At 61.8% G+C, this 18,990-nt stretch carries 23 protein-coding genes; 11 read left to right on the forward strand and 12 right to left on the reverse strand.

Translation table 11 applies throughout. The features are described 5' to 3' along the window. Positions 1 to 437 (forward strand): DDE-type integrase/transposase/recombinase (locus tag RIN13_RS03630; protein ID WP_309105973.1); only part of this gene is annotated, 437 nt, incomplete at its 5' end. Positions 438 to 713: 276 nt separating this feature from the next. Here the strand turns inward: RIN13_RS03630 and RIN13_RS03635 are convergent. Continuing rightward, the gene (locus tag RIN13_RS03635; protein ID WP_309105974.1) at positions 714 to 1,292 is read right to left on the reverse strand and encodes a dihydrofolate reductase family protein; all 579 of its coding nucleotides are present in this window, start codon (positions 1,290 to 1,292) and stop codon (positions 714 to 716) included. Between the two features lie 277 nt (positions 1,293 to 1,569). Next, positions 1,570 to 1,971 carry a MerR family transcriptional regulator gene (locus RIN13_RS20470; RefSeq protein WP_375164662.1) on the reverse strand — a complete coding sequence of 134 codons (402 nt, stop codon included), beginning with the start codon at positions 1,969 to 1,971 and terminating at the stop codon, positions 1,570 to 1,572. Positions 1,972 to 1,997: 26 nt separating this feature from the next. Between RIN13_RS20470 and RIN13_RS03640 the strand changes: the two genes are divergently transcribed. The 3 genes from RIN13_RS03640 to RIN13_RS03650 all read left to right on the forward strand — a co-directional run bounded on the left by RIN13_RS03640 (position 1,998) and on the right by RIN13_RS03650 (position 3,631). Then, on the forward strand, positions 1,998 to 2,801 hold the full coding sequence (locus RIN13_RS03640) for an aminotransferase class IV (RefSeq protein WP_309105975.1): 804 nt from the start codon (positions 1,998 to 2,000) through the stop codon (positions 2,799 to 2,801). A gap of 135 nt (positions 2,802 to 2,936) precedes the next feature. Beyond that, the gene (locus tag RIN13_RS03645; protein WP_309105976.1) at positions 2,937 to 3,221 is read left to right on the forward strand and encodes a metalloregulator ArsR/SmtB family transcription factor; all 285 of its coding nucleotides are present in this window, start codon (positions 2,937 to 2,939) and stop codon (positions 3,219 to 3,221) included. Further along, positions 3,218 to 3,631: a VOC family protein gene (locus RIN13_RS03650; protein WP_309105977.1), complete on the forward strand. Its 414-nt coding sequence runs from the start codon at positions 3,218 to 3,220 to the stop codon at positions 3,629 to 3,631. The genes RIN13_RS03645 and RIN13_RS03650 overlap by 4 nt, the downstream gene beginning before the upstream one ends. 47 nt (positions 3,632 to 3,678) lie before the next feature. Here the strand turns inward: RIN13_RS03650 and RIN13_RS03655 are convergent, their stop codons facing one another. The 4 genes from RIN13_RS03655 to RIN13_RS03670 all read right to left on the reverse strand — a co-directional run bounded on the left by RIN13_RS03655 (position 3,679) and on the right by RIN13_RS03670 (position 7,337). Then, positions 3,679 to 4,449, reverse strand: coding sequence for an IclR family transcriptional regulator (locus tag RIN13_RS03655; protein ID WP_309105978.1), 771 nt, complete (start codon positions 4,447 to 4,449; stop codon positions 3,679 to 3,681). Between the two features lie 42 nt (positions 4,450 to 4,491). Continuing rightward, positions 4,492 to 5,262 (reverse strand): cyclase family protein, encoded by a 771-nt coding sequence (locus RIN13_RS03660; protein WP_309105979.1) that lies wholly within the window; start codon positions 5,260 to 5,262, stop codon positions 4,492 to 4,494. Further along, on the reverse strand, positions 5,259 to 5,696 hold the full coding sequence (locus RIN13_RS03665) for a hypothetical protein (RefSeq protein WP_309105980.1): 438 nt from the start codon (positions 5,694 to 5,696) through the stop codon (positions 5,259 to 5,261). The genes RIN13_RS03660 and RIN13_RS03665 overlap by 4 nt, the downstream gene beginning before the upstream one ends. A gap of 189 nt (positions 5,697 to 5,885) precedes the next feature. Beyond that, the gene (locus RIN13_RS03670) at positions 5,886 to 7,337 is read right to left on the reverse strand and encodes an amidase (protein ID WP_309105981.1); all 1,452 of its coding nucleotides are present in this window, start codon (positions 7,335 to 7,337) and stop codon (positions 5,886 to 5,888) included. A 152-nt stretch (positions 7,338 to 7,489) separates the two neighbouring features. On the opposite strand from RIN13_RS03670, the gene RIN13_RS03675 reads away from it, so the two are divergent. The 3 genes from RIN13_RS03675 to RIN13_RS03685 all read left to right on the forward strand — a co-directional run bounded on the left by RIN13_RS03675 (position 7,490) and on the right by RIN13_RS03685 (position 9,151). Beyond that, positions 7,490 to 7,816 (forward strand): rhodanese-like domain-containing protein, encoded by a 327-nt coding sequence (locus RIN13_RS03675; protein WP_309105982.1) that lies wholly within the window; start codon positions 7,490 to 7,492, stop codon positions 7,814 to 7,816. 40 nt (positions 7,817 to 7,856) lie between these two features. Continuing rightward, the gene (pheA, locus tag RIN13_RS03680) at positions 7,857 to 8,840 is read left to right on the forward strand and encodes a prephenate dehydratase (RefSeq protein ID WP_309105983.1); all 984 of its coding nucleotides are present in this window, start codon (positions 7,857 to 7,859) and stop codon (positions 8,838 to 8,840) included. Between the two features lie 92 nt (positions 8,841 to 8,932). Continuing rightward, on the forward strand, positions 8,933 to 9,151 hold the full coding sequence (locus tag RIN13_RS03685) for a hypothetical protein (protein WP_309105984.1): 219 nt from the start codon (positions 8,933 to 8,935) through the stop codon (positions 9,149 to 9,151). Between the two features lie 66 nt (positions 9,152 to 9,217). On the opposite strand, the gene RIN13_RS03690 is transcribed toward RIN13_RS03685, so the two are convergent. Then, entirely contained in the window at positions 9,218 to 10,306 is a 1,089-nt protein-coding gene (locus RIN13_RS03690) for a diacylglycerol kinase family protein (RefSeq protein ID WP_309105985.1), read from the reverse strand. Between the two features lie 79 nt (positions 10,307 to 10,385). Between RIN13_RS03690 and serS the strand changes: the two genes are divergently transcribed. After that, positions 10,386 to 11,666 (forward strand): serine--tRNA ligase, encoded by a 1,281-nt coding sequence (gene serS, locus RIN13_RS03695; RefSeq protein ID WP_309105986.1) that lies wholly within the window; start codon positions 10,386 to 10,388, stop codon positions 11,664 to 11,666. An 8-nt stretch (positions 11,667 to 11,674) separates the two neighbouring features. On the opposite strand, the gene RIN13_RS03700 is transcribed toward serS, so the two are convergent. Genes RIN13_RS03700 through RIN13_RS03710 form a run of 3 tightly spaced genes read right to left on the reverse strand, consistent with a single transcriptional unit; the run spans position 11,675 to position 14,653 of the window. Then, the gene (locus RIN13_RS03700; protein ID WP_309105987.1) at positions 11,675 to 12,793 is read right to left on the reverse strand and encodes a Gfo/Idh/MocA family oxidoreductase; all 1,119 of its coding nucleotides are present in this window, start codon (positions 12,791 to 12,793) and stop codon (positions 11,675 to 11,677) included. Then, positions 12,778 to 13,473, reverse strand: a complete 696-nt coding sequence (locus tag RIN13_RS03705; RefSeq protein ID WP_309105988.1) for a ThuA domain-containing protein — start codon at positions 13,471 to 13,473, stop codon at positions 12,778 to 12,780. Before RIN13_RS03705 ends, RIN13_RS03700 begins: the two co-directional genes overlap by 16 nt. Before the next feature lies 1 nt (position 13,474). Next, entirely contained in the window at positions 13,475 to 14,653 is a 1,179-nt protein-coding gene (locus RIN13_RS03710; protein ID WP_309105989.1) for a Gfo/Idh/MocA family oxidoreductase, read from the reverse strand. Between the two features lie 239 nt (positions 14,654 to 14,892). On the opposite strand from RIN13_RS03710, the gene RIN13_RS03715 reads away from it, so the two are divergent. Next, complete coding sequence (locus RIN13_RS03715) at positions 14,893 to 15,936, forward strand: substrate-binding domain-containing protein (protein WP_309105990.1); 1,044 nt, start codon at positions 14,893 to 14,895, stop codon at positions 15,934 to 15,936. A 3-nt stretch (positions 15,937 to 15,939) separates the two neighbouring features. Here the strand turns inward: RIN13_RS03715 and RIN13_RS03720 are convergent, their stop codons facing one another. Continuing rightward, positions 15,940 to 16,326 carry a nuclear transport factor 2 family protein gene (locus tag RIN13_RS03720; RefSeq protein WP_309105991.1) on the reverse strand — a complete coding sequence of 129 codons (387 nt, stop codon included), beginning with the start codon at positions 16,324 to 16,326 and terminating at the stop codon, positions 15,940 to 15,942. Positions 16,327 to 16,413: 87 nt separating this feature from the next. Here RIN13_RS03720 and RIN13_RS03725 point away from each other — a divergent pair, with 87 nt between their 5' ends. Both RIN13_RS03725 and RIN13_RS03730 read left to right on the forward strand, forming a co-directional pair. Then, positions 16,414 to 17,001 carry a helix-turn-helix domain-containing protein gene (locus RIN13_RS03725; protein ID WP_309105992.1) on the forward strand — a complete coding sequence of 196 codons (588 nt, stop codon included), beginning with the start codon at positions 16,414 to 16,416 and terminating at the stop codon, positions 16,999 to 17,001. Positions 17,002 to 17,292: 291 nt separating this feature from the next. Continuing rightward, entirely contained in the window at positions 17,293 to 18,237 is a 945-nt protein-coding gene (locus RIN13_RS03730) for an HAD family hydrolase (protein WP_309105993.1), read from the forward strand. 119 nt (positions 18,238 to 18,356) lie between these two features. Here the strand turns inward: RIN13_RS03730 and RIN13_RS03735 are convergent, their stop codons facing one another. Continuing rightward, a complete protein-coding gene (locus RIN13_RS03735; RefSeq protein WP_309105994.1) occupies positions 18,357 to 18,956 on the reverse strand; it encodes a helix-turn-helix domain-containing protein in 600 nt (199 codons plus the stop codon). Positions 18,957 to 18,990 lie beyond the last annotated feature (34 nt).

The raw sequence follows: 18,990 nt of genomic DNA on the forward strand, positions 1-18,990 counted from the left end.
TCATCCATCACGCGGCCGATGACCATTCCCGATTCGTGTACTCCGAGATCCTGCCGGACGAAACCAAGGAAACCGCCACGGCGTTCATGCGTAATGCCATCGCAGCGTTCGCAGCCCACGGCGTGAAAATCCGGCGAGTACTGACCGATAACGGCGCATGCTACCGTTCCCGCCCTTTCGCGGAAGTCCTCGCCGGAGCCGGCATCAGCCACAAACGCACCAGGCACTATCGTCCACAAACCAACGGCAAGGTCGAACGCCTCAACCGCATCCTCCTGGAGGAATGGGCCTACGCCAGCGCCTATAGTTCAGAAAGCAAACGCCAAGCCTGTTACCAGGGCTTCATCGAGCACTGCAATCACCACAGACCCCACACCGAACTCAAAGGCGCCTCACCAGCCAGCCGCGTCACCAACGTACCGGGTGAGTACAGCTAGCGCCCGGAAATGACACACGTTCAAGGACCCTCTTCATTTTGCGTGCGTAGTTTCGGAAGATCGCCTGCGAGATCTTGACTTGAAGATAATGGTCCACGTTGACCGCTCAAACGTCCGTCAGCCGTCGATGACGCAAACGACTAGAGTTCAGAAAACCGATCGAACTGATCCAAGGACTCCTGTTGCAATGACCGCCTGAATCCGCCGAACGCTCACCGGGACATCGGAGGTGTCCGGGATGCGAGTCTCATTCAGGCTGAGCCTGTCAGAGTGGTTTCAGACGCGGTCGTAAGTGAGGACCCGCAAGCCTGAGTCGAGCAGGGTCTCGTCGACAGGCCGGAACATATGGGGCTGGAACGGACCGTCGAAGAGCGGGATGCCAGATCCGATGACGGAACGGTTCTGCTTGAGCACGAGCCGGTCGATTTCTGGCAGCAGCGAGTGGGCGAGAGTGCCGCCACCCACCAGCCACAGGTCCTTGCCCTCTTCGGCCTTGAGCGCGCGTACCCGTTCCAGGGCGCCGGAGCGGACGATCTCGACGGCAGGATCGCGGCTTTCCAGCGTGGTCGAGAATACGAGATGGCGAAGGTGGGGGTACGCGTCGGTCAAGCCGGCGGCGAGGCCGATCTCGTAGGACGCCCGTCCTTCAAGGACTGTGTCGAACGTCCGACCTGGACTGCCGATGCCCAGGGCGGCTCGCGCCGGTCCGGGAAGAGTCTCGGGGTAGTGCTCGATGATGTACTGGACGACATCGGGCGTCAGCGGGAAGTAGTCCGCTCCGCTTGGGTCGGCACCGTCCGGGCCAGCGATGTAGCCGTCGAGGGTCGTGGCCACGTAGTACACGAGCTTCCGCATAAAGATGATCCTTCCTGAGGTGCCGGGCGGGTGCCCGGGGTGTCGATTGAGTCTAGTGCTGGTCAAGAAGAGGCTGCTGTGGATGATCTTCACTCATGCCCGTAAGCCGGTCCCTCACCGGTTATCGCACCATGTCCCGCGGGCGATGCGACAGACCGCCCGGTTCCGAAGTTTCCGGATTCCCGTAAGACGCGCCCGCAAAATTGCCCGGTCGGCTTCGACCAACAGAATCCGGGGTCCATATACGGTGCAGCAGTTTGTATGCAAAAACGACCGGCTATGAACCGGCTAGTCGTCTGTCAGGTCCAAGGTTGGAAGAATCGATCAATCCCTGTAGGGCCTGGCGAGTGCTGACCAGTTCCGCGATTCTCTCGTCACGAGCGCGAAGGTGTTCAACCAAGGTTGGCACCGCGCAGAGCTCCAAACGCCCCGGATCGTGGATGCAGTCCAGGAGTTCGCTGATGATGCGTGTGGGAAGACCAGCATCCAGCAGCAGCCGAATGTGCCGGATTTGCTCGACCGCGGTGATTTCGAAGTGTCTCTGCCCGGTCGAGGATCGTTCTGCCGAGATTAGGCCCTGATTCTCGTAGTAGCGGATAAGTCGGGGACTCACGCCGGTGAGAGAGGCAACTTCACCGACTCGGAGGAGCTTCCGGCCTCCAAGGCTTGCCTTTGACACTAGTGTCAACTCCTACATTTGCAGGTATGTCATTCTCGCTTACTTACTTCAACGGTCGGGTTGCTACGGCTGAGGACCTTGCACCGTTGGCCTTCACAGGCTACTCCCACTTCACCGCCATGCAGGTACGCGACCGTTCGGTCAAGGGCTTGGACTTGCATTTGAGCCGTCTCCAGACCGCCAGCAGCTTGCTGTTCGACCAGCACCTGCCGGATTCCCAGGTCCGTGAGTACCTGCGAGTGGCGATTGAGGCCGCACCGCCGGACTCGTCCGTGACGTGCTTCCTCGCCTCGCGACCCGGGGAGTTCATGCCAGCTGGTCCGGCGAGTGCTCTCGACGTCCTGATCAAGGTTGTCGAACCAGCGGATCCACCCGCAGCCCCGATGGCTTTCGACGTGGCTCGGCACGAGCGCCACCTGCCGCAGATCAAGCATGTTGGCGAAGTCTCCAAGACGTTCTATCTGAGAAGGGCAAACGCGCGCGGTTTTGACGACGCCGCCTTCGAAGATGGGGCCGGTCGCATAAGTGAAGGCACGATATGGAATTTGGCCTTCTGGGATGGCGAGTCAGTAATCTGGCCAGAGGCTGATGTCCTGTCAGGCGTGACTATGCAGATCCTGGTTCGACAGCTCGAGGCCAGGGGCATACCCCAGCAGACTCTACCGGTCCGTCAGCTCGATCTAACGGAAGGCATTTCCGCTGCGGCAATGAACTCTTGGACGCCAGGCATCCCGCTGACACGTCTTGGCGACCACCAGCTAAAGAACGATTCGGCGTTCACACGGCTTCTTCATGATGTCTATGACGCGGAGCCACTGGTCAGAATCTGACCCCCGCATTCCTAGGGTCATGGGGTTTTCCGGAATAGACAACAGCCGTGCTTCGACGGGAAAGTTCCTCATCGGCAATGACGCTCAAAAATCGGTGGCTTGATATGCAAGCAGCGGCTTGCCTACCATGAAGCCATGGTCGATGTCTTCCGCGCTCTCGACGACGAGACGAGGCGCCTTATTCTTGACGACCTGTCAGCGCGGGACGGCCAGACTCTGTTCGAGATCTGTACCACGCTGGCAATGCGTCACGGCCTCACCCTCACACGTCAGGCGATCTCCCAGCACCTCGGAGTGCTCGAGTCGGCTGGTCTGGTCGTGACCGAGAGGCGCGGACGCTCCAAATTCCACTACTTCAATCCCGGGCCACTCGCGCAGATCACCGGACGATGGCCAAGCAGCAAAAGGAGTGAACAATGAAAATTTCCCTGACGAGCCTGTTCGTTGATGACCAGCGGGCAGCCCTCGCCTTCTACACCGAAGTGCTCGGCTTCAAAAAGCGACATGACATTCCCCTCGGCGAGAACTTCTGGCTAACAGTTGAGTCACCCGAAATGGTTGACGGTCCTGAGCTGTTACTTGAGCCGGCGGGTCATCCTGCCGTGAAGCCGTATCGGGATGCGCTGATGGAAGACGGCATCCCCCTCGCTCAGTTCTCGGTCGAGGACATCGAGGCCGAGTACACCAAGCTGACCAACAAGGGTGTCGTTTTCACCCAGCCGCCCACCGACATCGGCACCGCTTTCGTGGCCGTTCTAAATGACACCTGCGGCAACCTCATTCAGCTCATCGAAATGAAGTCGAACTGGAACGACGCCGAGGCCAGTTGAGGGGAGAGGCGGCCCTAGCGCTGCACCGTCAAACGTCTGCCGGACGGTCAAACAGCGGAGGACCGCCCCGTCAAGGCTGCCTCGAGGGCTCGCCCCCATTTGACGACGGCGGCACCACACTCGGCGCTTTTGGGTTCCAGCCTGCTTTTTGGCCCGACCACCTGCAGCGCGGCCAGCACTTCGCCGCGGAAGTCATGAATGGGGACAGCCAGGGAATACAGGCCGGGTTCGGCTTCCTCATCCACCACTGAATAACCGCGTTCGCGGGCGGTGTGAAGCCGCTCGAGAAAGTCGTCAACGCCGGCGGGGGTCTTAGGTCCATGCTTCACGAACTCGGTGCGGCTGAAGACGGTCCGGACCTCATCGTCGGTAGCCTGCCACAGCAGGGCTTGGCCGGCGTCGCTGCAGTAAGCGGGGTAGGGCCGGCCGATCCACGAGCCGATCATCTTGCTGTCGGCCGGGACGCGCTCGCCGATGGTGACGGTCGAATCGCCGCTCAGAACGCCCAGGAAGCAGCCTTCTCCGGTGTCTTCGACCAAACCTTCCAATGCCGTCAGCCCATCGGTCCGCAGCCGTTGCTCGGTGAGGGCCCGCGCATCGGCGTACAGTCCCCAGTGCAAGGCATAGGCGCGGCGCTCGCCCCGGATCAAAAAGTCTTCCTGCAGCGCCGCCTTGAGCCCGCGCGACACCTGGCTGCGGTCTTTGCCGAGATCTGCGGCGACGTCGGCAACAGTGGCTCCCGCGTTGCCGGAGGCTTGCCGGGCACTCACCGCGAACACCACGTTCATCCCACGGCCCATGCTTGAGTTTTTCGGCATGGGCCGAGTCTAGCCAACGTTGGTGACAGTTATTTGCAGAGGTCAGTGGATGGCAAAGACCCTTGCCGGGAAGCCGCTGCCACCCTGGGGTTTGGGCCAGGTGGCTACGATTGCCGCCCCTGCTTCGGGCAGGGACTCCAAACTGGCGAGCAGTTCAATCTGCCAGCGCCCTTGCGCCAGGATGTAGGTTTCGAGACTGAAATCCGAGCGGGACGTTGCCTGACCCGGGTCAGTGTCTGTCTGTTCATGGCCGATTGCACGGATATTCCGCTCTTCCACAAAGAAGCGCAATACCTCGGCGGACCATCCGGGCGTATGGCTGACGCCATCGGCATCCCGGTTGGCCATGGCCTCACCATCAGGCCAGCGGCTGCTCCAGCCACTGCGCAGAGCCACAAACGAATCCTCCGGGATCCGTCCATGCCGCTCTTCCCAGGCTTCGATGTCGGCGAGGGAGGGAGTGGCGTCCGGGTCCTTGTCCACCCGGTCGCTGATGTCCAGGACCACGAGGGGCAGGATCATTTCCTGCACGGAAATGTGGTCCAAGGTTCGTCCTGACCGGATAAAGTGCGACGGCGGATCGACGTGGGTGCCCCACTGCCCAACGATGGTGTACTGGTGCGCAGTAAACCCGTCCCCCGCCTCAAGATCGAAAAGATCGCTGCGGACTTCGTCGGGAAACGCCGGGAAACGGGGTTGCCCCGGATGGAAGGCATGGGTCAGATCGGTGAAGGTCCGGCCGGCCAAAACAGAGCTAAAGCCTTCCCACGCTCCTGAAGTGAGGCTATCGGTTCTCGCTGCGCTGATTGTCATGCTGCAACCCTTCCTGTCATGAATGTGGAGATGTTGAGTGCTTCGGAGACTTCAAGAACCGGGACTTCCCACGGGTGGATGGCCACGACTCTTTCCACAATCCGCCCAACGGCATCGTCGGAAAGATCGGCGTCGATGTACGTGGTCAGCAGGAAGGTGGGGGAGACGCTGCGTTCGCCGACCGTGCCCATCGTTGGATTCGCACCTTCGCCTACCGTGAATCCCTCGAAGCCAAGTCCCGACTCAAAGACGTGGTGGTACATCCCGAAGTCTCCAAGTTCAGGCATTTCCCGTAGAGCGGCCAGAAACGCGGCCATTCGGGGGTCCTCCTCGAACACCTGAGTTTCGCCGGCAGCGAGCCGCGCGAGGATCTCCCGCTCGATTGGCCAATGGATGCGCAGTTTCCGCACTCGCTTCATGCCCGAAATTCCCATGTGATTCCTTCTCCTGTGGCCAGGCCTTGCCTGGGAACGCTCCTATGCGTTCACTTGTGCCTTCATGGTGACACACCTCACTGATCATCACAAGCACGCACAAATGTTTATGATGCACATCGAATGCTAATGGAGGCGCTCCAGAAGCAAGGAAGAGCGAGAGGTGCCAAGGGCAAAAAGGAAGGGGGTCTAGAAGCCCAGTTGCGCGGCGACCTGGAGGAGAAGTGCTTCCGAACCCATCGGCCCGATGAGTTGGATTCCCATAGGGAGGGAAGTGCCTGACGTTCCATGAGTCCAGTGGACGGGCAAAGTGATGGCAGGGAGTCCGCAAGCGTTGACCATCGATGACCACGGCGCGTACTCGCACTGCCGGCGGTAGTCTCCGTCGGCGTCGCCCGCCCACTCGGTGGGCCACGGCCCGTCTCCATGCGTTCCAGTGAACCAACCCACAGGCCTTGGCGTCTGCGCCAGAGCCGGAGTCATGATGAGATCCCACGCCGCGTACTGAGCGATGGTGTCACGCTGGAATTGCCGCAGAAAACCCACCGCTTCGGCGAGCTTGGTGGCGCTCCGCTGCTGGGCCCGCCGCCTGAACGTCCGGGTGAGCGGGGTCAGGAGCGGCTCGCGCCGCGGGCTGATACGAGCGGCACCCACTCCCGCAGTCCAGGCAGTGGTGAACGCATCCGGGTAGCGATTGTCGTAGCGGATGGCTGCCTCCGACGTCGAATGTCCCGCAGCCTCCAGCATCCTTGTGCCTTCAGCGAGTGCCTCGAGTGCCTCTGCATCAGGCGTAAAAGGGAAAATGCCCTGCCAGGGGCTGTCCAGGCTGATGCCGATACGGAGCTTTCCGGGTTCTCGTCTCAGTGCTTCAAGATAGCCTCCGCGGGGACCGGCCGGATCCGCGGCGTCGGGCTTCAGGGCATCGTGCGTCAACGCGTCCAGCATGAGCGCCGCGTCCTCGGCCCGCCTTGCAAGGGGGCCCGTGACCACCAGGCGTGCGGGATCGCCGGTGCTTTCCCCCGCTGGCACCAGCCCCCGCCCAGGCTTAAGTCCAACAAGGCCGCATGCTGCAGCGGGAATACGGATGGAGCCGCCGCCGTCGGTCCCGGGGGCGAACGGGATGAGTCCTGCTGCTACCGCCGCCGCACTGCCGCCGGAGGACCCGCCCGAACTCCTGCTCATTGCGTAAGGATTGCGCGACGGCGGCGCCACCCTGTTTTCGCTGTAGGCCGTCAGCCCGAACTCAGGAACCTGCGTCTTTCCGAGGGAAATGACTCCCTGCGCTTTGAGCGCTGCGGCAAGTACTCCGTCAGCAGGAGCCGGCCGGTGATCCAGGGCAGCGCTTCCGTGAGTGGTCACCACACCGGCCACGTCCGTGAGGTCCTTGAACGCCACAGGCATCCCGTGGAGGAGCGGAAGGACGTCTGCGCCGGAATCACCCGCCGTGTGCGCGTAGAGTTCGTCGGCGGCCGCAGCGTCATGCATTGCCTGGCCCGCCGTCACCGTGATGAAGGCACCCAAGGCCTTGTTCCGTGCCTCGATGCGGCGAAGGTAATGTTCGGTGGCTTCCCTGGCAGACAGTTTTCCCTCCGCCAGTGCATCGCGCAATTGGACAGCGGAGAGCTCATGGAGGTCAGCCACGACGGGCCGTCCCTGTGATCGTCGCTCTTACCGGCACGCTGATTCTCCTTTGCGGTGTCCATAGAAAGCGTAACGTGGCCCCTGCTGGGGGGTGACTCCGGCTGCTGGCGATACGCTGGAGTCAGACCTAGAAAATCCAGGAGAGGACTCCCATGAGCGATTTCGAAACCGTGACAGTGAACGATATTCCCGCCGGCGCCCGCCTTCTTGACGTGCGGGAGGACTACGAGTGGTCAGCCGGACACGCCGAGTCTGCACTGCACATCCCTTTGGAACAGCTGCCTGCCCGGCTCGGTGACCTGGACCCGGACGAGGACCTTTACATTATTTGCCGTACCGGCGGGCGCTCCTTCCGCGCTGCCCAATGGTTGGTGGCCCAGGGATACTCGGCCTTCAACGTGGCCGGCGGCATGGACCAGTGGCTTGAATCCGGTTTGCCTCTGGTCTCCGAGAGCGGCCTCAAGCCCGTCATCTTGTAGTTCCTGTTCCGCCTCCACCCGTTCAACTGAAGGATTGCCGATGTCCGCAGTTCCCGTTACCTACACCTTCCTGGGCCCTGAGGGTACCTTCACCGAAGCGGCGCTGCTGCAGGTTCCGGGGGCTGTGGATGCGGTGCGCATCCCGTCGTCGAACGTGAACTCGGCCCTGGACAAGGTGCGGGACGGATCCGCGGACGCAGCGATGGTGCCTATCGAAAACTCGGTGGAGGGTGGCGTGACAGCCACGCTCGACGCCATAGCCACGGGAGAGGAACTGCGTATCATCCGTGAGGCCCTGGTTCCTATCAGCTTTGTCCTTGTGGCAAGACCAGGCGTGAGGATCTCCGATATCCGCAGCATTTCCACCCATGGACATGCTTGGGCGCAATGCAGGCTCTGGGCCGAGGCCAATATTCCTGCTGCTGAATATATCCCTGGATCCTCGACTGCCGCCGCTGCCCTTGGCCTGCTGAACGACGACGGCGTCCACTACGATGCGGCTATTTGCGCGCCTATTGTGGCCGAGGAACAGCCCGGCCTTCAGGTCCTGGCTGAAAACATCGGGGACAACCCGGGAGCCGTGACCCGTTTCGTGCTCGTCAGCAGGCCTGGTGTCTTGCCGGAGCGGACAGGTGCCGACAAAACGACGGTGGTGGTGCCCCTGCCGGAGGACCGCCCTGGCGCCCTGATGGAGATTCTGGACCAGTTCGCCACGAGGGGAGTGAACCTCAGCAGGATCGAGTCCCGCCCCACAGGACAGTACCTGGGGCACTACTTCTTCAGCATTGATGCCGACGGACATGCAGCGGATGCACGGATGGCCGATGCCTTGGCGGGGCTGCACAGGATCAGCCCCGCAACACGCTTTCTCGGCTCGTACAGCAGGGCAGATGCGCAGAGCCCTGTAGTGGAGCCGCACACCTCCGACGAAGCATTCCAAGCGGCGCATGAATGGGTCCAAGGAATTCTCTCAGGTGCATCGGTAACCCGGGATCCGGCCCCTGAGGCTTCGCGCACAGCGTAGACAAATGCCGCTTGGAGCACTTCCGCGCCTGCTTAACTGTGCGTATGCTTGCCAGATCAATGGGGGATTGCCTCTACCGGAGGGAGCGGGACATGTCAGCAGCCAGTACCGATAATGACGGCCAAGGGATGATCGTGAATCCCAAGCCCCGTGCCGACAACCAGGACTGGGACGGCGATGAGGCAGACCGCGCCGATCGGCTCCGCTTCGAAGAGGAGCAGGCAATGATCCGCGAGCAGACCGAAGCCCGCGCCGCAGCGAAGGCAGCTGCGGAAAAGTTGGCCGCCGAAGCAAAGGGATCCGGCTCCTGAGAGTGGCATCGACCTTTTAGGGAAACCAGTCGCGAAAGGCGACCGGATTACAGGGGTGCCCGCGGTCTACAGCGTGGAACCGTCTGGCATCCAATGCCCGGTGGAGGTGCCTTTGACCCGGACCAGCAGTGACCGGGGGTCAACCCTGACAGTTACCGCGGTGGCCTCCCCTGACGGGTCCCCGTCCAGTTGGGTAGGCATGGGCTCAGCACAGCGGATCACTGCCTTGCCTGAGCGGTAGTAGGTCATCACGGGGAGATGCCGCTTGTGTTTGAAGACGATCTTCGCGTACATGGCCACCCAGCCGATGGCGCTGCGCGGACTCATGACCACAACGTCGAGCATGCCGTCGTCGATCATGGCCTGCGGGACAAAATCGATCCCGCCAGGGATGAGCCCGCAGTTGGCAAAGAGCAGGCTCCGGATTTTTCGGGTTTGCTCCGGCTGGTCATCCAGGGCGATGGACACTTTTTTACGTCTGCCGGGCATGTGGCGCACGCCGGCCTCCGTATAAGCCAACCAGCCGACAGCCCTCTTCAGCCCGTCATTGGTATCGCCAAGGATCTCGGCATCCAGGCCGATCCCTGCGATCACCAGGAAGGTGTGCTTGGACGAATGCCCGGTCCGTGAATTGACGATGCCCATTTGGGCCGTGTCAATGAAGCGTTGATGGCCGAACAGGGCTGTATCGACGCTCCCGGCCAGGTCATAGACGTCCAGGTCAAGGTTGCGGGCCAGGAGATTTCCGGTTCCCAGCGGTACCAGGCCCATGGGGATCTTGCTGCCGGCCAGCGTCTCAGCCACAACGCGGACGGTTCCGTCGCCCCCGCCCACCAGAACGACGTCGGCCGCGTCCTCAAGCGCCGCTCGCGCCTGTGAAAAGCCGGGGTCCTCAATGGTGGTTTCAAAGAAACGGGGTTCATCCCACCCCGCGTCGAGACAGGCCCGCTTGATGGCTGCGCGCGCTTCCTCGGACTTGGCCTTGATGGGGTTCAACACAACCGCCACCTTTTGCTTTTCCAGTCCAGGGTGGTGGGCTTCTTCGCCCACGGCACTGCGCACGTGACGTGCCTTCAACTTGCGCACACCCCACCAGCTGGAGAAGGCGAACGCCAGCGCGCCGAGGGCGATGAGATAGATCAGCAGGTCGCTCATTGTGCTCCAACAGTATCCCGGTCCGGAGGTTCGCCCGGGCCGGCGTCGGTGTGCGTGGTGGATTAGATACTCTTGTCTGGTGATCGACGTAAAAGACCTCAGCGACAATCCGGACAAGTTCCGTGCCAGCCAGCGCGCCCGCGGCGCCGACGAATCTGTTGTGGATGCGATCATCTCCGCTGATGCAGCTCGCAGGGCAGCCCTGATTCGCTTTGAGAACCTGCGCGCCGAGCAGAATGTCTTCGGCAAGAAGGTGGCCCAGGCCAAGGGTGAGGAAAAGCAGGCACTGCTGGCCGAGGTCAGGGAACTCGCCAACTCCGTGAAGGCTGCCTCCGCCGAGGCTGACGCCGCCCAGGCCAAGCAGGAGGAGTTGCTGCGCAGCATCCCCAACCTTATCGAGGACGGTGTTCCTGAAGGCGGAGAGGAGGACTACGTCGTAGTCAAGACCGTTGGCACTCCGCGTGAATTCCCGGACTTCGAGCCCCGGGATCACCTGGAAATCGGCGAGCTTATTGGCGCCATCGACATGGAACGCGGCGCCAAAGTCTCCGGATCCAGGTTCTATTTCCTTCGCGGTGTGGGCGCCCGGCTGGAAATGGCCCTCCTGCAGATGGCCATGGAACAGGCCATCGACGCCGGCTTTGTTCCCATGATTACCCCTACCCTGGTGCGTCCCGAAACCATGCAGGGCACCGGCTTCGATGTTAAGCACGACGCCGAGATCTACCGCCTCGCCGAAGACGACCTTTACCTTGTGGGAACTTCCGAGGTTGCCTTGGCTGGGTACCACGCCGACGAAATCCTGGACCTCTCCAATGGTCCCGTCCGGTACGCGGGCCAGAGCTCCTGTTACCGCCGGGAGGCGGGATCGCACGGTAAGGACACGCGCGGGATTATCCGTGTGCACCAGTTCAACAAGGTGGAAATGTTCATCTACACCACCGTGGAGGAAGCCGCTGCCGAGCACGAGCGGCTTCTGGCGTGGGAAGAGGAAATGCTGGGGAAGTGCGAGCTGCCCTACCGGGTTATTGATACTGCTGCCGGCGACCTCGGCATGTCCGCGGCCCGGAAATTCGACTGCGAAGCCTGGGTTCCCACTCAGGGTGCCTACCGGGAGCTCACCTCGACGTCCAACTGCACCACGTTCCAGTCCCGCCGCCTCAACATCCGTGAGCGCACGGTCAATGAGGAAGGGGTCTCCAAGGGAACGCGTGCCGTCGCAACCCTCAACGGAACCCTGGCCACCACCCGCTGGATCGTGGCCATTCTGGAGCACCACCAGAACGCTGATGGTTCCGTCAACGTTCCGGTGGCCCTGCAGAAGTACCTCGGCGGCCTCGAAGTCCTGCCTGTGCTGTAGGCAGTGACCTAGGAGCTGACCGGCTGGGGGCGGGATTCCTCCGGCGATGCTGTCAGTTGCACGGGGTCGGGCCGCGATGCCCTGCTCTGGATCGGGACAACGACGCCGGTGCGGGCTGAGTCGAGCACCGACTCCATCACCTCGAGTACGTGATAGGCCAGCCTGCCGCCGGCGCGCGGTTCTTCTCCAGGTGGTGTCAGTGCGAGGTCTGCGATGCCGAATCCTCTGCCGGAGTCGATGTACCCGGCGGATACCGGCAGAGTCTGCCAGGAGTCCGCGCCCAGCGTGAAGAGTTCGACATCTCCATCAAAGAGATTCGGATCCGGGATGGCCAGGGAACCCCGCTCCCCATGGACTTCGATGTTTGATGCCTTCGTCCTGACGGCGTCGAAGCTCATGACCAGAGTGGACAACGCCCCGCCTTCGTGGGTCAGAACGCCGGTTACATGGGAGTCGATGCTGACCGGTATCACCTCTCCCTCCCGTACGCCGGAACCGATAGTACGTTCGGCACGGGTGTGGCTGGCCGCGCCTGTCACAGAAACCACCGGCCCCAGCAGGGTCACCAGGGCACTGACGTAGTACGGGCCCATATCGAGCAGAGGACCGCCACCGGGTTGGTAATAAAAGTCGGGGTTGGGGTGCCAGCGCTCGTGACCCGGGGTGACCATCGTGGCGGTCGCCGAAATGGGTGGTCCGATCAGTCCGTCGTCGATCGCTTTACGGGCTGTCTGGATTCCTGTTCCGAGAACGGTATCCGGGGCGCAGCCGACGGCGACCCCCGCTGCTTCCGCTGCGTTCAGTACCTGCCTGGCTTCGGCAGTCGTAGCTGCAAGCGGCTTTTCCCCGTAAACGCTCTTGCCTGCGGCAATTGCCTTGAGGGCGACGCCGGCATGGGCGGCAGGGATGGTCAGGTTCAGGACAAGGTCGACGTCGTCAGCGGTGATCAATCCGTCAACGGTCTGAGCCCGGACGCCGTCGTTAGCATCGGCTACAGCCTGAGCCCGGACGGGGTCCAAATCCGCTACCGCTACGAGTTCGATGGCTTCCAGGCGTTGGAAGGTGGCGAGGTACTGCGCGATGATGGCCCCACACCCGATAATTCCGACGTTTATCGGCTTGCCCATAGAAGGCCCCTTTCGATGATGGTGCGGACGTTTCTGTCCCGGAGAACTTCCAGATTGTGACCCGGAGTGGAGACGAAGATCCGCCCCTTGCCCCATTGACGCGTCCAGATAGCCGGCGATATCACCTCGCGGTTCCAGGGATCCCACTCACGGACCTTCTGCGTCGTAGTAGCCAAAACGTCAATGTAATCGTCCGCCAGAACCCAATACTGTTCGGTGATGAGATCGAAATCGCCGATGCCTCGCGTAACGGGGTGGTCCACCCCCGGGAGCATGTTGATCGTGTATGGAACGTAGTTGTCGTTCTGTTCCCCGATGCGTTCGTCCGGGTGTTTGCCCGGATGGCAGGCGAATTGCCCTCCTACGAGATGGAGGTAGTCCGAGGTGTTCCGATAGGAGTCGGCGATCCCTCCGTGCCATCCGGCCAGGCCGGTGCCGTTTTCGACAGCAGTGCGCAGCCCTTCGAATTCCTCTTTTTCAATGGTGGACATGGTCATGCATTGCATGATGAGGTCCACACCGGCAAGGTAGCCTGCATCAGCGTAGATCTTAGGCGATTCCTCCACCCGTACGTCGTAGCCGTTGTCTTTCAGGTGTGGAATGAAGAGGTCTGTAGCCTCGACCGGTTGGTGTCCGTCCCATCCGCCGCGGACCACCAGCGCTGTTTTCATGTCTGTCATCTCACACTTCCTGCCAGCGGCTGGAGGCTGCAGCGCTGGATTCGACGGCGCCGAGTACGCGCTGCACCTGCAGGGCGCTGGCGAAAGATGGTTCCGGTTGGCGTTTCCCGGCAATCGCATTCACCAGGTCCACCACCTGGTGGGTGAAGCCATGTTCGTAACCGAGACCGTGGCCGGTGGGCCACCAGTTCCCCACATAAGGGTGTTCCGGCTCCGTGACCAGGATCCTCCTGAAGCCGGCATCCGGCGAGTCGTCATCGTCATAGACGGAGAGGACGTTCATGTCCTCGAAGTCGAAGGCGAGGGATCCCTTTGTGCCGTTGAGTTCCAGCCGCATCGCGTTTTTCCGGCCCAGGGCGTAGCGGGTGGCTTCGAAGACGCCGATGGGACCATTCGCAAACCGGGCGGAGAATATAGCGGCGTCATCCACCGTGACCGCACCCCGTGGAGCTTCTTCGGTAACGTCGCCGTGGCCGCCCAGGCCGACGCGGTCACCGGCAAGTGGGCGTTCAGTGACGAACGTTTCCAGCAGCGCCGACACCCCCGTGATGTTCTGACCTGTGACCCATTGTGCGGCGTCGATGATGTGGGCACCGATATCGCCCAGCGATCCGGACCCTGACTTCGCTTTGTCCAGCCGCCACGTCATAGGGGCGTTTGCGTGGCTGAGCCAGTCCTGCAGGTATTGTGCGCGGACCTGCCGGATGGTCCCGAGGCGGCCCTCATCCACCATTCGTTTGGCCAGCGATAAAGCCGGAGTACGTCGGTAAGTGAAGCCGCACATGGAGTAGATGCCGCGGCCGAAGGCGGCTTCTGCTGCCTGGGCCATACGTTCTGCTTCGGCCACTGAGTTTGCCAGCGGCTTTTCGCAGAGCACGTGCTTTCCGGCTTCAAGTGCGGCAACCGCGATTTCGGCGTGTGTGTCGCCGGGAGTGCAGATATCAATCAGGTCAATGTCGTCACGCTCGATGAGGCGCCGCCAATCGGTTTCAACCGAGGTCCAGCCAAGCTTCTCTGCTGCTGCCGTGACGCCTGTCCGGTCGCGCCCGGCCACGGCCGTAAGCTCCGGCGCAAGCGGCAGGTCGAAGAACCGGGGTGCGGTCCGCCATGCGTGGGAATGTGCGGCGCCCATGAAGGCATAGCCCACCATGCCCACCCGTAATGGCTGTGCGGAAGTCATCGAATACCTTTCGTGAAAGCTCGCTCAATGGTTTGTCTTGCTGTGGCCGGAATGATCCTGAACTCCGCGCCCAAGCTCCGAAAAGTTTCGCTAGGATAACGGGAGAGTGAGATAAAAGTAGTGGTGATCACAGGGGTAGGTCAAGCCTTTCGGCAACAGTTACATGGCAGTTGATTGACGTTCAGCGGTCCCACTGCGAGACTTACTCGTCGAAATATTTCGAAAGTCTAGGAGTGGCCATGCCTGCCATTGAGCCCAAGCCAAAACTGACGTTGGCGGCAGTTGCTCGCGAGGCAGGGGTTTCTGCGCCGACCGTTTCCAAGGTAATCAACGGACGCCACGATGTAGCGGAGGAAACCCGCTCCAGAGTCATGGCGGTGCTGGCGCGGACCGGGTACAAATCGCCGCTTCAGCAGCGCAGGAGCCTCACCGGCAGGCAGGCCGTCGAGGTGGTCCTTGACTCACTGAACACCGCCTACGCTATCGAGGTCCTCAATGGAGTCCTGGAAGCAGCGGGGGAGTCGAACATTGAGGTCCTGCTCAATGTCACGAGTAAGCAGGGCGCCCCGCGCCTGTCCGCGGAACAGCGCGCCGCCCGCATAATCGACGAAGGCCGCTGCGGAATGATTGTGGTGACATCCGCCTTCAACGAGGCTCAGCTGGATGCCTTCCGCCGCAGGGGAGTACCCTCCGCAGTGATTGACCCTTTCAATCCGCCTCCCGGCGATGTGGTGAGCGTTGGGGCCACCAACTGGGCAGGCGGCAAGGAGGCAACCTCCCACCTGCTTGAACTTGGACACCGCAGAATTGCTTACCTGGGCGGGCCTGACGGCGTCGAATGCAATCAGGCGCGGCTCCATGGATATCTAGCCGCTATGGGGGCAAGCGGGGTAACGGTGGATGGGCGCTCTATCATCCCCGGATCTTTCCGGTCCGAACACGGAGTTGAGGGGCTGAAGTCCCTGCTCCAACTGGAACGGCGACCCACCGCCATCTTTGCCGCTAACGACAGCATTGCCCTGGGTGTGCTTGCCGAGGCGCGTCGGCAGGGAATTCGGGTGCCGGAAGACATAAGTCTGGTCGGATTTGACGGCACCTACCGGGCGGAGGAGTCCGTGCCTGCCCTCACTTCAGTGGCTCAGCCACTGCAGGAGATGGGACGCGCCGCTCTGCGGTCCATCCTCAGTCAAATGCAGGGAGAAGCGCTGAGTTCCCGCAGGGTAGAGCTGGCTACGCACCTCGTAATCCGTGAATCCACCGCCCCGCCGCCAGTAACGGCCTAAGGCTTACTGAATCGCCGTCGCCTGTGACCACACAGCCTGCCATTCACCGTCATTCAGCTCATAGGTGTCGGTGTGCCAGTAGCCGGTCTGGGCCACGTGATGCCCACCGAAGATCACTTCGAGGTCCGCCCGGTATCGGACGGTGGCAAAGCGGCCGGAGTGCCGCACGTCAATGGGTCCCGGCTCCCAGGATTTGTAGGAGATCTGGCCTGTTGCGATGGCTCCTAGGTACTGCTCTTTGTTGAGGAGCGCCCCGATCGGTGTAACGAGTTGGAAGTCACTTGAGTGCAACGAATCAGCAGCCTGGATGTCGGCGTCGACCAGTGCTTTCAGGCGGGATCGTTCGACGCTGCGGATTCGTTCTGCTTCAAGGTTGGCTGGCGTGCTCATTCGGCTATCCATTCGTTTGTGGCGGTTGTCTTCCCGGTCGCGTTCGGACAGATTGACACTTTCTGCTCAAACTGTCAATCTACTCTGGTGAGCTCTTCTGAATCGAAGTCTGATGGAATTCTGGACGCATCTCTGGCTGTGTTTTGCCGTTACGGATTCCGGAAGACATCCATGCGCGATATCGCCGAGGCTGCCGGAATCTCCCGTGCCGCGGTCTATCTGCATTTCAAGAACAAGGAAGAAGTATTCCGGGCCGGCTCCATTCGCGCCCACGGGCAAGTAATGCACGCCGTCGAGCTTGAGTTGTCACGGAATCTGGAAGTTTTCGAACGGATTGAAGCTGCGCTTTCCACCTACTTCGCAGGCCTCTTGGAAGAAATCAGCGGGAGCCCTCACGGGTCCGAGCTCTTTGATGCAAACGTGGGACTGGTTGGCGACGTCGCACGCGAGGCGCGGCAGCGGCTGGTCCAGCTCATCGCCACTGCCCTCAGCGAGGCTGACCATTTTGGCGAGATAAAGCTGGCGAATATCGGGGCTTCGAGCGAACAGCTGGCAACCCTGATTTGCACCACGATTGATGGCCTCAAAAATGCCGGCGCACCTGCGCTGCCCGTGCGTTCGGGGCTGGCTCTGCAGCTGCAAATGATGCGGGCGTCGATCGGGACGACACTCTGAAGTAGGGGCCCTCGCCGCGCTGACTCTGATGGGAATCCCGTTCCTGGTGCAGAGGGTCTGGCCGCTGCTCCTTGAATCGGCAACCGGGACATCGGCACCCATCGGCAAAACGACCGGAACGACCGCGAACCTGCGGCAGCGGTGCACTGATGCAAGACAAGACAGGACTTCGTCGAACAATCCCCCGATCCAGCATCAAACCGTTAGGATTTGGCCATTCGTTAGCGAACACAGGATGAATGTGTGGCGTGCGTCCTAGCGAGGACCGGGGGCGTCTGCTCTACTAGATAAATGAGTACATTGACTGAAACCTCAGTCGCTGGCAACGATGACCGGCGAAACGAAAATAAGAGAAACAAGCTGACCGCCTTTATGCCCGATGCTGCCAAGCAGCTAACAGGCCAAAACGGCAACGGCCACAGGCACAACGGCAGCAACGGCCTGAAACACAAACTGATGGTTGCCCTGGACGTGGACGGCACCCTGGTGGACCACGATGGCCACATGTCCGCCCCGGTCCGGGAAGCGGCCCAGGCCGTGGTTGCTGCCGGTCACGAAGTGATGATCGCTACCGGTCGCTCCCTCAATGCCACGCTCCCCATCATTGAGCAGCTTGGAATTGAGACCGGCTACGCCGTGTGCTGCAACGGGGGAGTGACCCTGCGGCTGGACCCCGCGCACACAGACGGCTATAAGGTCCTCCACAAGGCAACGTTCGACCCCGGCCCTGCACTTCGCGCACTGCGGGAACGCCTGCCCTCGGCGAAGTATGCGCTCGAGGATGCGGATGGTAAATTCCTGTCCACAGAGCGGTTCCAGGACCCCAGCTTTGGTGTGGAAGCCATCGGTGTTGACTTCCAGACCCTGCTCAAGTCGACCGCCGTCCGTGTGGTGGTTTTCAGTTCAGAGAACACCCCGGAGGAATTCACGGAGGCGATCCAGCACGTTGGCTTGTCCGGTGTAACGTACTCCGTGGGTTGGACAGCCTGGCTGGACATCGCCGCCGCCGGGGTCACGAAGGCAAGTGCCCTCGAGCGGATCCGGGGCCACCTGGACATTCCCGAGCACCGCACTGTGGCAATCGGGGATGGGCGGAATGACATCGAGATGCTCGATTGGGCAGGCCGGGGAGTCGCAATGGGCCAGGCGCCGGATGAAGTTGCGGCTGCGGCGGATGAAGTCACGCTTTCTGTCTACGACGACGGCGCTGCCCACGTGCTGCGCAGCCTGCTCTAGAGGGATCGCCGAGGCCGTCCTGACCTTGTTTGCCCCGGGACGCGCTGAGACGCGCCGCTAACCAGGCGTGTTGCAACGCTTCAGGCGGCAAAGAGGGTCACGACGGCGGCGCTGCAGAGTCAGCGCACTTCCAGGATCATGTGCAGCAGCCGGGCGGCCGCGGGGCGGGCGGCATGTTCATCAGCCCATTGGGCCCGTGCCACTGCTTTGCTGACCGCCTGCGTGGTGATGCCCAGTTCTTCGGCCACCGCTTTCTGCTGCCCCCGCACTCCGGGTGTCAGCAGATCCAGCACCCGCCATTCCGCAGGGCTCCTGCCATGCACAATGTTGCCGAGGAGCCGCAGCACGGCCTCGGCCTCCCCGGACAGGTCCGCCAAGGGTCCTTCGACTGCCACCGGAACCCTGTCCTTGCTGTTCCGCAGCCGGTCCACTGCCCGCCGCGCATAGATGAGTCCATGACCGGACGCGTCCTTGATCTGGTTCGGGAGGGGTTCATTGACCGGTCCCACACCAATCCCCACAAACCAGCTGCCACAACGCAGGGCAATCAAGGCCGCCTCTACTGCCTGCTCAGGGGCGTCCACAATGCCTTGGACTTCGTCCTCCACTGACCGATCGAAATCCAGGCGCGCGGGGATGTGGCGCAGATCCTTGAGGAGCTGCGGAACCCGGTCACCATCGCGCCGGCTGTCCCTCTGGTTGATGGTCAGCGTGAACATTGTGGGTCAAAGACTACCGGCTGCCACTTAAGAG

It is taken from the genome of Arthrobacter sp. (genome assembly GCF_031179985.1).
Lineage (GTDB): Bacteria > Actinomycetota > Actinomycetes > Actinomycetales > Micrococcaceae > Arthrobacter.

Coding starts and splice junctions, on each gene's coding strand:
- RIN13_RS03635 (WP_309105974.1), bottom strand. CDS start 1,292: ATGCGGAAGCTCGTGTACTACGTGGCCACGACCCTCGACGGCTACATC.
- RIN13_RS03640 (WP_309105975.1), top strand. CDS start 1,998: ATGTCATTCTCGCTTACTTACTTCAACGGTCGGGTTGCTACGGCTGAG.
- RIN13_RS03645 (WP_309105976.1), top strand. CDS start 2,937: ATGGTCGATGTCTTCCGCGCTCTCGACGACGAGACGAGGCGCCTTATT.
- RIN13_RS03650 (WP_309105977.1), top strand. CDS start 3,218: ATGAAAATTTCCCTGACGAGCCTGTTCGTTGATGACCAGCGGGCAGCC.
- RIN13_RS03655 (WP_309105978.1), bottom strand. CDS start 4,449: ATGCCGAAAAACTCAAGCATGGGCCGTGGGATGAACGTGGTGTTCGCG.
- RIN13_RS03660 (WP_309105979.1), bottom strand. CDS start 5,262: ATGACAATCAGCGCAGCGAGAACCGATAGCCTCACTTCAGGAGCGTGG.
- RIN13_RS03665 (WP_309105980.1), bottom strand. CDS start 5,696: ATGGGAATTTCGGGCATGAAGCGAGTGCGGAAACTGCGCATCCATTGG.
- RIN13_RS03675 (WP_309105982.1), top strand. CDS start 7,490: ATGAGCGATTTCGAAACCGTGACAGTGAACGATATTCCCGCCGGCGCC.
- pheA (WP_309105983.1), top strand. CDS start 7,857: ATGTCCGCAGTTCCCGTTACCTACACCTTCCTGGGCCCTGAGGGTACC.
- RIN13_RS03685 (WP_309105984.1), top strand. CDS start 8,933: ATGTCAGCAGCCAGTACCGATAATGACGGCCAAGGGATGATCGTGAAT.
- RIN13_RS03690 (WP_309105985.1), bottom strand. CDS start 10,306: ATGAGCGACCTGCTGATCTATCTCATCGCCCTCGGCGCGCTGGCGTTC.
- RIN13_RS03700 (WP_309105987.1), bottom strand. CDS start 12,793: ATGGGCAAGCCGATAAACGTCGGAATTATCGGGTGTGGGGCCATCATC.
- RIN13_RS03705 (WP_309105988.1), bottom strand. CDS start 13,473: ATGACAGACATGAAAACAGCGCTGGTGGTCCGCGGCGGATGGGACGGA.
- RIN13_RS03710 (WP_309105989.1), bottom strand. CDS start 14,653: ATGACTTCCGCACAGCCATTACGGGTGGGCATGGTGGGCTATGCCTTC.
- RIN13_RS03715 (WP_309105990.1), top strand. CDS start 14,893: ATGCCTGCCATTGAGCCCAAGCCAAAACTGACGTTGGCGGCAGTTGCT.
- RIN13_RS03720 (WP_309105991.1), bottom strand. CDS start 16,326: ATGAGCACGCCAGCCAACCTTGAAGCAGAACGAATCCGCAGCGTCGAA.
- RIN13_RS03730 (WP_309105993.1), top strand. CDS start 17,293: ATGAGTACATTGACTGAAACCTCAGTCGCTGGCAACGATGACCGGCGA.
- RIN13_RS03735 (WP_309105994.1), bottom strand. CDS start 18,956: ATGTTCACGCTGACCATCAACCAGAGGGACAGCCGGCGCGATGGTGAC.